Below are 14,790 nucleotides of genomic sequence, written 5' to 3'. Positions count from 1 at the left end.
TATGACGTTAAAATTGACAGAACGGGATAAAAAGCTGCTGGTATTCCTGGCGGCCTTTGTCATGGTCGTTGGCCTGGGATTTGGGGTGCTCTATCCGCTGCTGGAAAAAAATCAGGAGAAAGCAGAAGCGCTGGCGGAAGCCAAGCTTGAAAGGCTGGAAAAAGAGCGGAAGAGTTCGATGCTGGGAGACATGAGGACGAAAGTAGATTCCATGAAGGAGGAGCTCTCTGACACTCAGAAGAGCTTTTATGAGATTACTCCCAGCATGGGGATTGATAAGATGCTTACGGGGATGGCCCTTTCCTCTGGCCTTGAGGTCAGGGATCTGGATATCGTGATGCCGGAGACAGGCGATTACACGTCTCTTACCGGCTATGCGGAGATCCTTCTTAAGCTTATTTCTCAAAACAGCGGAGGGGAAAGCGCTTCCGTTTATCCCGGAGCGTATACGGCTGATATCACCATGATCATGAAGGGCGGCCGTGAGGGGCTTCAGTCTATGCTGGATGCCTGTGCCGCCCAGGAGCCGAAGCTTCGCATAACGGAGTTTTACTGGCAGGCAGAGAAGGAAAAGGAAGGGCAGTTCACCCTGTCGGTTTCGATGGAGCTTTATATGTATGAGGATATAGATCAGTATACGGCGCTTCAGAAGATGCTGGCTGCTGAGGAGACTCAGGCGCCTGCAGACGGCGTACAGGATGGGACAGAGGCCGGAGAGCTTCTGGAGGAATGATAAGAGGGGCATATGGATAAGAATATCAGGAATCTGAGAATAGGCGATGTATTAAAGGAATATGGGTATATTTCGGATGCACAGATAGAGGCGGCCCTGGCATATCAGAAGGAACACCGGAATACGCGTATGGGGAGCGCCCTGGTGGAGCTCGGCTATATCACAGAGCGGCAGGTGCTGGAAGCACTGTCGGAGTGTCTGAGCCTCCGTCTCGTGGAAGTTTCCAATGTGGACGTGGATGTGGAGGCGGTGGAGAGCATTCCGCGCCCTCTGGCAGAGAAATATGAGATGCTGGCGGTCCGGCAGGCAGAAGGCGTGCTGACGGTCCTGCTCAACGATCCTATGAACTTTTATGGGATAGAGGACATCCGCCAGCTGACAGGAATGCAGCTGGAGATCTGCCTGTGCGAGCTGTCTGCTCTGAAAAAGGCCATTAAGTATTATTATGCGGAAGTGGAGGCCAGAGACGCGGCAAAGATCGCCAATCAGAGCTTTGAGAATCAGCAGCTGGAAGAAATCGACGTTGAGGAGGAAGGGGACGATGACACACCGGTCATCAATCTTTTAAACCGGCTGATCCGGCGGGCGTACAGTACCAACGCTTCGGATATCCATATAGAGCCCTTTGAGGAAAAGACCATTGTCCGCATGAGGATCGACGGCGTGATCGTTGAATATGTGACGCTGCAGAAAAGCCTTCATGGTTCTCTGATCGCGCGAATTAAAATACTCGGAAACATGGATATCGCGGAGAGGAGAATCCCGCAGGACGGTCATTTCCGGCAGAAGGTGGAGGGAGAATATGTCAACATCCGTGTTTCGGTCATTCCCACCGTATTCGGGGAAAAGGCGGTGCTCCGGCTTTTGACAGGGAATGCCAGAGTGGATTATCCGGCCACCTACGGTATGGGGGAAGAGGATTTCCTGAAAATGCAGAGGATGCTCCAGTCCCCCAACGGAATCATCTATTTTACGGGGCCTACCGGTTCCGGAAAGACCACAACTCTTTATATGATCCTGGAGGAACTGTCCAAACGGTCTGTCAACATCTCTACCATAGAAGACCCGGTGGAGAAAAATCTGCAGAAGGTCAATCAGATGCAGGTGAACAACCAGGCGGGGCTTACCTTTGAGACCGGCCTTCGCGCCCTGCTGCGCCAGGACCCGGATATCATCATGGTGGGGGAGACGAGAGACGTGGAGACTGCGGCCATATCAGTGCGTGCGGCCATCACCGGTCATCTGGTGTTCTCCACCCTTCATACCAATGATGCCGCTTCCTCCATTGTCCGTCTGGAAGATATGGGGCTTCAGCCATATATGGTCTCCAGCTCCCTGGTGGGTATCATCGCCCAGCGTCTGATGCGCAAGGTATGCCCCGACTGCGGAGAACATATCGTTCCCACTGAGGAAGAGAGACAGATTTTGGGAGAGGATGTAAAGACCATCAGGCAGGCGAAAGGGTGCCCGCTCTGCAACTATACCGGTTACAGAGGACGGACTGCGATCCATGAGATTATCCAGATCGACAGGACCATGAGGAAAATGATACAAGACGGCGCTTCCGTAGAAGAGATTCAGGATTATGCCGTTATGGAACAGGGGATGCGCACTCTGAGAGAATGCGGCATAAATCTGGTAAAAGATGGGATCACCACGGTTGAGGAGCTTAAAAAGGTAGCATATTATTCGTAGACAGGAGTCAGAGAGCTTATGTATGATATAAACAGGATCATTTATATGGGAAGAGAGCTGGAGGCTTCGGATATCCATATCTCAGCCGGGCAGCCGCTTCTCATCCGCAGACATGGAAAGCTGGAAGAGGCGCCGCTGCAGCCCACGGAGGCGGAGACAGAGGAGATGCTCTACGGCCTTTTGGACGGGCGTCAGAATGAATGGCTGAAGGAGGGGAAGGACATTGACTTCGCGGTCCAGACTCAGGACGGGAACCGCCAGAGGATTAACGTCTTTCGTCAGCAGAACCGGATTGCCGCGGCCATCCGTCTGCTGAACAGCCATATACCGAGTCTTAAAGAGCTGCACCTTCCGGAGAAGCTCTATGAGCTGGCGTCAGAACCGAGAGGGCTGGTGCTGGTGACAGGCCCTACAGGGAGCGGAAAGTCCACGACTCTGGCGTCCATGATCGAATATATCAATCAGAATCAGGCGGTCCATATCATAACCATTGAGGATCCCATTGAATATACTTATGAAGGGAAAAAGGCACTGATTCATCAAAGGGAGACCGGAAGGGATACCGCCAGCTTTGCGTCTGCCCTCCGCAGCGCCCTGCGTGAGGACCCGGACATCATCCTTGTGGGGGAGATGCGGGATTTTGAGACCATCCAGGCGGCCCTGACTGCGGCGGAGACGGGACATCTGGTCCTGTCCACACTCCACACGACAGGGGCGGCACAGACCATAGACCGTATCATCGACGCTTGCCCGGCCGGTTCACAGAATCAGGTGCGTACCCAGCTGGCCGGAGTGCTGAAGGGCGTGATCACCCAGTGCCTGATGCCCATGGCAGGAGGCAGAGGAAGGATAGCGGGGACAGAGGTCCTTTTAGGCACCGATGCGGTGACCAACCTGATCCGGGAAAATAAGAGCCATCAGATGGGAAATGTGATGCAGTCCGGGGGCGCACTCGGGATGCACACTCTGAATATGGATTTAAGGCGTTTGACGGCACAAAATTATATAACGAGAGAGACTGCGTTCCAATATACCAATGATCGGAAGGATTTGGAACAATATTTTTAGAAAAGCGGGAGAATCATGGAAGCATTGAAGATCAGAGGGAAAAACAGAAAATCAGGAAGAAACAGCCAGGGTGGATACACGCTGGTTGAGTTGATTGTCGTGATCGTGATCCTTTTGATTCTTGCAGGCGCCACAGTATTCGGGATCACAAGATGGCTGAGTTTTACAGATTTTAAGAGACAGAATGAATATGCCCAGACCATTTTCGTGGCCGCTCAGAATCAGCTGACAGAATACAGCGAAAACGGCCGGCTGGGTGAGCTTCAGGCGGCTGTTTCAGACGAGGCGGGGGAATATGAGCATGTTCTGGATGTCACAAAGCTTAAAGGAATGGACGGAGAACCGTATAAATTATCTGAGGTCTGGCCTGAAAGCGACAAGGATACCACCAGGCCCAACGCATCCCGTTATCAAGGAGAAATCTGCTCTCTGATCGGAACAAAGGAGGATTATCAAAACTATCTGGCGGGAAATGCAGGAAAAGAAATGACGGCCCTCTATGATATGCTGTCGGCATATCTTTATGATACTTCTATTCTGAATGCCGCCGTTTGTGTGGAGTTCACGCCGGAGGACGGCCAGGTGTTTGCGGTCCTTTACAGTGACAAAAGCACGGGTTTTGAATATAATCCGGACAACGCGGCCAAACGGAAGACCGTGGATATTTCCAACAGAAAGAGCGACTACCGGAAAGCGCGGATGGTAGGTTATTATGGAGTGGATACCTTATCCAGAGCCACCAGCACCAAGACGGAGAAGCCTTCCATTGGCGAGGTCAGACTAAATAATGAAGACACTTTAAATCTCTCTTTCCGGCTGACTAAGGTGAGGACGGCGACTCAGGAACTGGTCTATGAGCTCACGGTCTGCGCCAAAGGGACCAAGAACCCCCTCCTGGTGTTTACCCTGGACGGAAGCCGGCTGAAAAATGAACTGTTCAAATCGGAGGTCGCATGCAGCGTGACCAGATACCGCTACGATGAAAACGGTAAAAATCCGACGGCGCAGAAGCTGGGAGATTATGAGATTCCCGCCTGGGTGGAAAGCGACGGGACGGTGCGCGTGGTACTGGACGCGGCGGACCTGGGAGCCACCAGTTCTCTTTATTATGATGTATATGAGGCGCTTACGAAAGAGACGGGCGCCTTGTCGCCTGAACTGAGCAAATTCAAGTCCACTTACAGCTTCCGCCGCTTCGGTATAAAGGCGGAGGATATTTACTGTACCGTTCAGGGCTCCGGCGTTTACTATAAGACGACTGCGAAAAAGCAGAGCAATGTGGAGAATGTTTATTTTGGAAGCATGCGTTCTGTGCCGTCACAGGATTTTACTGTGGCATCCTACACTATCGAAAACGGAAGGCATCTGTACAACATCCGTTATATGGAGGATTACTCAGAGGAGCAGAGAGAAAAGGGGGGCTACGAAGACCTCAAGACGGCCGACAGGGTGATCTATCAGCTGACTTTGGATGTGGACTGGGAGGCTTTTGCTGAGAGCGGCAGCCTGTTTGAAACGAATGAATATGGGGTAACGGCGCCTGTATCCGGCGCCGGTTTTCCTTCCTTTAAGCAGCTGAGAGAATGCGCCGTTTTTGAGGGAAGCGGCGGGAAAGGCCATACCATCAGCGGAATGGAAATTTCCGTGAGCCGGAATCAGGAGTCGGGGCTCTATGATGAAGGACAGGGAACCAAGCCCGCAGGGCTGTTCTTACAAAATGCAGGTGTGATGAGATACGTCTCTCTGGACCGAATTACCGTGTCGGGAGAAAAGCAGACAGGGGCGTTTTGCGGTGTGAACAGCGGGACGCTGGAGGATCTGACGGTCCTGAATTCGGAACCTTTAGCACATCCCAGTACGGTGACGGGAACAGAGGATGTGGGCGGAATCACGGGAGCACAGGAAAGCGCTGAAAATGGGGCGGTCATTTATGACGGCCTGGTGAACCGCGCCCGCATTTTGGGGAAAACTTATGTGGGAGGCATTGTAGGAAGGCTGAAAGCGGAGAAGGACGGCGAGGTACTCGTGGAGGGCTGCCAGAATTACGGATCGGTGGAAGCGTCTGGCGAGGAACCTTTGGAAGCCAGATATATCGGGGGGATAACCGGGTACAGTGAAAACATCACCGGAGACCAGGACGGCCTGATCATAAGGGACTGCATCAGCTCTCCCCAATATACGGATACGTATCTGGAAGAGATTTTAAGAGACCGTGCCAGTCTGGAAAAGAGGCTTCTCGGAGTCTATGTGGGCGGTATAGTGGGATATAACAAGTTTGCTTCCATTGAATCCTGCAGTACGGAGGAGGAGTCAGGGAAGGAAGGCTATATTTTCGGCTGCCGTTTTGTGGGCGGCATAGCCGGCTTCAGTGAAGGCTCCGAAACAGGAATAGACGGCAGCACCGGACGGGGAAAAAACGGCGTGAATGAGGCCAACGTCATCGGAGACTCTTATGTGGGCGGTATAGTGGGCTGCAGCGCCGGTGTCCGGAAGCAGGACGACAACGGGATTCTTATTCCGAAGGAGGACAGAGACCTCTCGCTTCAGGTGAAAAATTGGACGAACAAAGGGGTTGTCTTGGCAGCAAACGGTTACGCAGGAGGAATTGCCGGTTACAATACGGGGCTCATTTTCGCCTGCGGCAGCGAGGTGGACGGAGGTTCTGTGTCCGAAAAGCTTTCAGCGGCGGCTTCTCTGAGCGGCGATTATGCAGGAGGTATTGCCGGCTATAACAATGGGATATTGGGAAACACGGCCCGGGATCTTTCCGGCGCCGTCATTTCCGGCCGGGGAAAAGCCCTGTCGGTGGTTTGTTATGTGGCCGGACAGAATTTTGTGGGCGGGATCGCCGGATATAACGACGTGGATGCTGTCATTGAGGATTATGAAGTGGCGGGCGGTTATATAAAGGGAAGCGGCTGCTATGCGGGCGGTTATGCCGGTTTCAATGCTTCGCTGGCCCTGCTTGCCGATGAGAACGGACAGGGACGTTCCATAAGTGCCGACCCCAATGAAGTGACCGGCACCTATTGCGTGGGCGGAACCGTGGGAGGCAATGTCCTCGCGGCGGCGGAGCAGGAGATCAGCGCGGCTTTTCAGACTGACAATTTCCTTGGCAAACTGACGGCAGATGCTTTTGCGGGCGGTTTTATTGGTTATAACCGCCTGGTGACCGGCGATACCTCCAGGGAGGAAATCCGGGCCATGGCAGAAACCAGCGCCGGGGAGCTTAAAAATGCCGGTCTGGAGGAGTCCGTCCGAATCCTGGACGGCAGCGGACTGAAGACAGGGAGCGCAAGGCTTGTCATCCGCGGAAATGAAGAAGGCTCGGGGACACAGAGCAAATTTGGAGGGATTACTGCGCAGATTTACGCCGGCGGAGTAGTCGGTTACAGTGATAAGGACACGTCCCTTTTGATTCAGGACGTGGTGAACCTGACTCCGGTCACAGCGACGGGATCCATAGAAAACGGGGCGGAGCAGCCGGGCAGACGGACTTATGACGGAAAAATGTTCTCTTATTCCTATGCGGGCGGCATCATCGGAAAAGTGGAAAAGAATGTGGTGCTGGATGCCTGCAGGAACCAGGATGTGGGAGATGTGGTGTCTTCCGGAACTTATGTGGGCGGCCTCTGCGAGGTAAATGAAGGCGTCATCCGCAACTGCAGCGTTTCCAGTATTGGAAGCGGCGGCGCGGACTATGTGGGCGGTCTCACCGGCGTCAATAAAGCCGGCGGAATCATCGAGAATGGGAGCTTTGAAAAGAAGACTGTCACCGGGCGGAACTTTGTGGGAGGAATCGCCGCGGAGAATTTCGGGACCATTGAGGGCACGTCTGTTAAAAAAGCTTCTGTGACAGCTTACGGTGAAACAGGAAATGTAGGAGGAATCACAGGATATCATTACGGAGAAGCTTTCCTCACTTTGGACCAGGATATTTCTGTGACGGTCACTTCCTCCGGCAGCAATGTGGGAGGTATTGCCGGGACCACAGAGGGGAATCTTTTGCCGGCGCAGGGAGTGGGGGCCATTCGTTTGGAGGGCTCTGTTTCCGGAACCGGAAATGTGGGAGGAATCGCGGGAAACAGCGGAGCAGATCTGATAGAGGGATTTGAGAATGAGGCATCCGTGAGCGCGGAAGACGGCGCTGCCGGAGGTATTATCGGAAAAGACAGCAGCACAGGCGGAGAAATCCGAAACTGCGTCAACCGGGGAAGCGTTTCTTCGGTGAAGAGCGGAGACGCGGGAGGAATCGTCGGACAGAACCAGGGAATCATACGGGGCTGTAAAGGATATGGAGCCGTGTCGGCGTCAAACGGTATCGGAGGCGGTATATCCGGAGTGAACAACGGTAATATTCAGGGCTGTTTGGTAAGGAAAGAGTCCGGAAGCGGGATGCTTTCCTTTATGGGACGGAATTATGCCGGCGGGATCAGCGGCTTGAACAATGGGACCATAGCGGACAGCAGTGTATCTGCGGTGAAGATTACCAATCCTGCCGGAGGCAAGGGAGGCGCTTTCGGCGGAATCAGCGGACGGAATACGGGAATAGTTTCCGGCTGCAGTGTGGGGGAGGATGGAAAAGCGGCGGAGCTTGAATCCAACGTACCGGATGTTTCCATGGGAGGCGTTTCCGGTGAGAACACCGGAACCATTGAAGGGACCGATTCGGAATACAGCCGTGTCTATGCACAGCTCTCTTTCATCCAGACGAACATGTCCTACTACGGGAACTTAGGAGGGATTGCAGGAAGCAACACCGGTGCCATCCGCCGGTATGAGTTCAACGGAATCGTGGAGGGTACGGCGAATGATCCTCAAAACACGCCGGAATATAATCCCAATACCGATTTTGAAACAAATGGAGCGAAGATATATGGGTATGGCGGCATAGCCGGGACAAACGGGGGCTCCGACGCGGGCAGCGGCGGAAGTATTTCTGACTGCCGGGTGAATGCCGCGAAGATCACCGGGACGGGAGATCCCAATAATGTGTCCAACATCGGCGGCGCAGCCGGTGTAAACGGGCAGGGGTCATCCGTGAGCCGGATTGTTTTCGGCACGACGGCCGGAGAATACCGGGTCAGCATGAAAGGAAACAGTAAGCTTGACGAAGTGAAGAATGCCGTCGCGTGCGTTTATGTGGGGACCGGTGCCAACACCTCCGCCTACGCCCATACGGGCGGCGTTGCCGGACTGAATAGCGGGACCATCACGGATATCGGCTTTGCGGACGGGAACTATTCGGACAGCTGGGATGATACCAGCGTGATCGTGGAAAGCTACCGGGGCCATGTGGGAGGAGTTGCCGGTTATAACCGGAAGAATGGCGGAATCACATATGCCGCTACAGGAAAGAAATGGGTGGTCTTCGCGCCTCAGAATGCCCAGGACAACGGCATCGGAGGCATTATCGGCTACAGCGCGTCGGCAAAGGACACCGTATACTGCATGAACCGTGCAGTGGTGGAAAAGACCGTGTCGGCTTCCAACGGTACTGGAGGGATCATTGGACGTCTGGAATGTGCCACTGGCAGCACCTGGTCCATCCGCCATTGTGAAAATTACGGCAAAGTCAGAGGAGCCAACCGTGTCGGCGGCATGGTCGGGATCTGGAAATATTACGGAGGGACTATTTCAGACTGCATCAATTATGGAGAGGTACAATCGGACGGCGGCGAAGGGAGCGGCGGTATCGTTGGAATGCTTTACGATATCCGGTCTACAGCGGCTAGGGCGGTGCGGTGTGAGAACCACGGCACGGTCCGCGGCAGCCGCTCCGGAGGAATCGTCGGCGCTTCTTACGGAGGAAGCTCCGTTTATATGCAGCTGCAGAGCTGTGTGAACACCGGTCTTATCCAGGCCGGGGATAACTGCGGCGGTATCACAGGTTCCATGACAAATTTTGTGAAGGGCTCTTATATCACGTCCTGCAACAATTACGGCTATGGGATCGGCGGAGGAAACATCGGCGGGATCGCGGCGAAAAATACAAGCGGCATCACGGTATCCAAATGCTTTGGAATCGCGGATACTGTATATCCGGTTTCGGCCAATGTGGGGGACGCGAACAATTACTATCTGTCCGATGCTCAGGCGGGGACGGAACTCATTTATTATGACGGGGCCGGAAATGAAACCAGTCAGGCGCCGGATACTTTTTATGTGAAAAAGGCTGAGGCGCCGGGTATCTTGAAGCCGGAATTCATGAGAAAACTGGTGCTGGATACATCGGGGCTTTCCGACGGGGACCGTTCTTATTTTTCCAATACGCAGTCGGGAACGATCTCTCTGTCCTATACTTTTACATTCAGTACGGCCATAGAGCTGAGCAGTATGGATTTTTACTGGAACAGGAATGGAAATGACGGGCGTGTGACGGATTATACCGTGTATTACAGCCCTTATACAGAGGGAGGAACCTGGAAAAAGCTTGCATCCATGGATAACGCTTCTTCCGGCAATTTTACGGCGGATTCTAAAGAGACGGTAGATGCCGGAAGCCCTGTGGAGGCGCGCAGAGTGCAGATCGTGATCACGAGGTCTATTAAAAAGGGAGGCGCGGGAACCAACGCCTGCCTGATTCGGGCGCATTTTAAAGGGAGGGTTTCCGGACAGGACTACGACGGCAGCCAAGGCTACGCGGTCCTTGGAGGAGGCGGTCTGTCCTATACGAAGTACGATGGAGCAGGCAGCGGCCTGTCTTACAAACAGAGCGGCACGGCGTGTACCTACAGCGGGGCAGGATATGAGGCTTTCCGTTATACAGAAGCGTCCGGAAGCGGCGGAAAGGGAAAAGGGACCGGCGCAAGTGTGATACAAATGGGCGCGGGCAGCGCCTATCGGCTCGCAGTGGGCACAGGCGGAGAGCAGGTTACGCTGGGCCTTCCGGGCTTTGCTATGAATCCAAGAAAAGAGTTCCTCTCCGGTAATGTGTCCTCAGATACCTCCTTAAAATCCATGGGGGACGCGGAGGACAATATCCGCTACCGGGTATTCCTTGCGGATGACCCTTATTTTGACGTAGACGCTTCCGAGACCATATCCAGTCTGGATATCCCGAACGGGATCAAAATGGCCGATGTGGGAAATGCCGTATATCAGGCTGAATGGAACCGTGTGCCGGAGGCGGCGTTTTATGAATACGAAGCGGTCTATTATGGCGCGGACGGCAGAGAGCTGGCGGTTAGGCAGGATACGGTTTACGATACGTCGGTACAGCTTCCGGTATCTTCCATAGACGGCGACGCGGTCCGGAAGATCGTATTCCGTGTGCGTTCAGGAGCCAATACCATTGATGAAAACGGCAGGGTATCGGAGGTTTGGTCGGCATATTCTGATCCGGCTGAGCAGACGGTCGCTGATGTGCTGCCTGTTCCCCAGTACCATCTGGAGCTGGTCAGGGATAGCGATGCTTTGAAATACCAGGCGTTCCTGGACAATCAGGAAGAGTACCGGACGTTTCTGCGGGAACGCGGAAGCGCTGATGTGGAAGCAGATATGGCCAAGATTCAGATCATTGTGGATGCCGGCGGGACAGATCTGTCCTTCACGGCACAGGCCGGGAAATCTGCTGGGTACTTTGGCGGAAGTGAGGGAAACTGCCTGTTTTCTGCCTATGCGGTTCACGACGAAAAGACATATACCAGCTCTGTGCAGCAGCTGAGGGAATCCATGGCCCCGGTCTCCAGCAGTTATAAGAGCGCCGATACGAATTTCGCCCAGGTCAGCCTGAAACCGGATGCAGGAAACGGCATCGGTTTCATGGGGATCACTTCAGATACCCTCAGCTATCAGCTGAAGATCAGACATAATAAATATATTTTGTATATGCGTTCAGAGCTGACGGCCCTGGACAAAGAACTGGGAGTGCCGGTAGTACTTTCCAGCTCTCAGCTGCGTACCTCGGACACTACCTCTTCGGCGGTGCCCACTTCCCTGAGCTCTCTTCCGGAGGAGCTTTTGGATGAGTCCGTATACGGAGAGCTGATGGTGAGGAGCTATCCGTCCATGATGTCCAATAACATTGTATATACCGGCCATTCTGTGGATATTTCTGCGTTTAAGACAGAGACAGGAGCTGTCGGGCTTTCAAGGGATGAACTGAAGGGACTTTATGTGACCGGAAACGGACAGGTGACAGCCGAGGCGACCGGTACCCATTTGATCGAGTCAGGGAAACTGGCCGGCGGATTTGTGATTGAGCTGGCTTCCGACGGCACTTATACCTTATATTACAATTCCCTTTTGGAGTACAATAGCTACCAAAGCTTCGATTATCCGGACTCTGGGCAGGGGAAACAGACGCAGGTGTTTTATTACCATTTGAATGAGGAAAAGAAAAAAGCGTCCGTTCCTGTCATCCGCATCAATGACCATGGACAGAATGGGACAGACGGAGATCCCAATGAGGATTCCCTTGTCATCACCTGGGATCTGAATAAGGACGGATATGAAAATACGTCCGGAGGCAGGAATTATGAAAGCGGAGCCGTTTATGACTACGTGATCGTGGGATATACTGCCGACGGCACGGCTGTGCAGCTGGATAAAGGAGTCTTTGTCACAGGAACGGACGGAGAAAACAGCATGTCCTATGACATCTCTTCCTGGAATTATAAAAGAGCGGAGATATCCATCAGCAGGAGAGGAAAAGAGAGCCAAAGCGGCATGACGGAGATCTTTCCGGCAGGAGCAGTGAAAAACTGTGAATTCAAACTGAGATTTTCGCAGATTGCCAAGCCGGTTGTTTCTCTGCACAGAAATGAAAGTGGAATCGTGGAGAAGAATTCTCTTCTTTATGACGTGACATGGAACGGCATACCGGCGGCGGAGCGGAGTGAGCTGGCGGCTTATCAGGTGACGGCAGAGCGCTCGGAAGAGGATTCGGGGGCAGTAAGTACGTACACGGATGAGAATGAATTTGAGGCGGCAAGGCAGGCGTTTATGACGCTGTACGGCGGAAAACCCGGAGTCCAGGTAAAAGAGGAGGAAGGAAAAGCCCTTTATTCCTGGAATGAGGATGCGGCCGGCGTTTCCGTAAGAAAGACCATGGCCATCCAATGGAATAAGAGCGAAAACGATTCTGTCTGGACAATGGAACGGAGCCTGGAGACTGTGTGGATCTTTGAGATACCGGAGGACAGCCAAGATGCCGGCGGAGACGTTCTGACCCAAATGATCGATCTGAACGACTATGAACGCGGCGAGACGCTGGATCTTTCTGTGAAAGCCCTGGCCGAAGCGGATGCCGGGATCTACCGGGATGGTCCAAAGGGAGTGATGCGCAGTATGACGCTTCCCAGCCGTCTGGATGTGCCGGATGTGGAGGAGATGACCGGAAGCCCGGCGTACCGGGTACACGGGGACCTGGGATCGGATGGGACTGAAAAGCCTTTCATGACCCAGGAAGAACTGGAAGCAGACGGTATAGAACTGGTATTTGAACCGACGACAGAGAGCGGGATCCTGCAGGGAAAATATGAAATAGCGGCGGCCGTCTATGATGGCAGAGAAGACGCTGATTCTGAAAAGGTCCTGTACACAGGAGACGGTGACGGCAGTCAGGCTGGATACTGGAACTATGGGGCGCTTGAGACAGTGATCACAAAAGCTTCCGCAGTCTCGATGGGAGGAAACTTCCTCCGGTCTGAATATACGATGGAAAACCTGTCGGCGGACTATGCAGGAAAATGGCTTAAGATCGCCATGAGGAGCGTATCCGACAGCAATGTCAGCTCCATGTGGTCCGATGAGGATGAGACGGCGGACGGAACCGTAAATTATAAGTGGATCCGTATCCCACGGATACAGACGAGCGCTCCGGAGATGGAAGAGAGCGTCAGGACATTATACTACATGGACGGACAATGGAAGGGTGATTTCTCTCAGACCGAAGCGGGTACGGACGATCTGACTGTTTCACAGACTGCCCTTTCCTTCAGGGAACAGAGCTACGGAGACGGATACCAGGTGCAGCTTGTTAGAGCTGCGGAGGATGCGGAAATAACCGGAACGGCTGAGGATCATATGGTCTATTATGCGGACTGGATCTATCTGGAAAAGAATGGAACAGGGGGATACCATGTGTTTTATTCTTCCTCTGCGCCCTCTTTCCGGAGGGAAAATTGGACGGATCCGGGCGCGCCTGTCTGCATGGCCGACGATCTGGCTGTTTATCTGGGCGATGTCGGTCCTGGGACGGCTTATGTAAAACTTCCTTATACCGGAACGGCCTGGGAATCCGCTGATGATTCCGCACCGGAGGTCACGGCCATATCGGCGCTTCAATGGGCGGACGGCGTGTTTACGCTGATACTTCCGGATGCCATATCCGTGGGAAGCGGCGACAGCGCGTATTTCGACAGCGCTTTCCTGTTTACGGCTCATGTATCGGCTCGCACGAGGGTCTCCGAAGAGAATCTGGAGTGGTATGAGGATTCTGAAATAGCAGGATGGTACCGGACTATAGGTGCGGCCGGTGAGCACGTAACTGTTACAGAGATACGGGGAGAATTCCAGACCGCGCCGTCTCTGACGGTAAGCCTGGGCGCTTCCTCACGGCCTGGTACCGCCTATGAGATTTCAGCCATATCAGATAAATGGCTGGTCTTTGAGACCGCCGTCAAGGACGGCGCCGGCGGTGTATACAGCAGGAGACGACTGAGTGCCGCAGGTGCGGGGACCAGTGATATTTCCTCACTGCTTCTTTTATCGGATGAAGAATACGCCGCTTTTGAAGGAAAGAACCTGGAAGTGCGGGCTGCTTCTGTGGATATGAAAACAGGAGGACTCAGTGAGTGGACGGAGTGGGTGTCTCTCGGCACTCTGCCGGAGCTCATTTTAGAGGCCCCTGTGGTATCAGAGACTTCCGTGTCTTCACTGAATGGGATCATAAATACGGAGAACCGGTCAGAATTTGTTTCAAATCTGCCGGGTAATTCTTATAGCTGGATGTCAAATGCAAAAGCGACGGGCTATGACATTCTGGCAGGCAGCCAGTCCGGGAGGATCGGTCTGGAGAAAGGGACCTATGTTCTTGGCACGCTGACGGCGGAAAGTGAAAATGGAGGGACTTCCGGAACACTTTCGGTGGAGGTGACTGTTTCAGTCACAGAGACTCCTTCTGGATACCGTTTTACTCTCACAGTGCCGGACGATACCGTAACAGTAGGCACAGGAAATGACTTGCAGGTATTCCGGTTTGAAAACAAGATAGAAATCCGGGGCGTACCGGAAGATCTGAATTATCAGGTCAGGGCATACGTAAGTCCATCATAGTCAGCAATAGTACA

General features: G+C 53.4%; 4 protein-coding genes. All 4 read left to right on the top strand.

What is annotated here, in order from left to right; all coding sequences use genetic code 11:
* Position 1 precedes the first annotated feature (1 nt).
* From H9Q78_RS02945 to H9Q78_RS02930, 4 genes are read left to right on the top strand one after another with little or no spacing between them, the layout of a single operon-like run.
* Entirely contained in the window at positions 2-733 is a 732-nt protein-coding gene (locus H9Q78_RS02945) for a hypothetical protein (RefSeq protein ID WP_249303515.1), read from the top strand.
* Between the two features lie 12 nt (positions 734-745).
* Positions 746-2,428 carry a GspE/PulE family protein gene (locus H9Q78_RS02940; RefSeq protein WP_249303514.1) on the top strand — a complete coding sequence of 561 codons (1,683 nt, stop codon included), beginning with the start codon at positions 746-748 and terminating at the stop codon, positions 2,426-2,428.
* A gap of 18 nt (positions 2,429-2,446) precedes the next feature.
* The gene (locus H9Q78_RS02935) at positions 2,447-3,496 is read left to right on the top strand and encodes a type IV pilus twitching motility protein PilT (protein WP_249303513.1); all 1,050 of its coding nucleotides are present in this window, start codon (positions 2,447-2,449) and stop codon (positions 3,494-3,496) included.
* 15 nt (positions 3,497-3,511) lie between these two features.
* The gene (locus tag H9Q78_RS02930) at positions 3,512-14,776 is read left to right on the top strand and encodes a discoidin domain-containing protein (protein ID WP_249303511.1); all 11,265 of its coding nucleotides are present in this window, start codon (positions 3,512-3,514) and stop codon (positions 14,774-14,776) included.
* Positions 14,777-14,790 lie beyond the last annotated feature (14 nt).

Source organism: Qiania dongpingensis, assembly GCF_014337195.1.
Taxonomy (GTDB): Bacteria; Bacillota; Clostridia; order Lachnospirales; family Lachnospiraceae; genus Lientehia; species Lientehia dongpingensis.
Note: the sequence above shows the minus strand (reverse complement) of the source record. Positions and strands in the feature narration are given on the sequence as shown.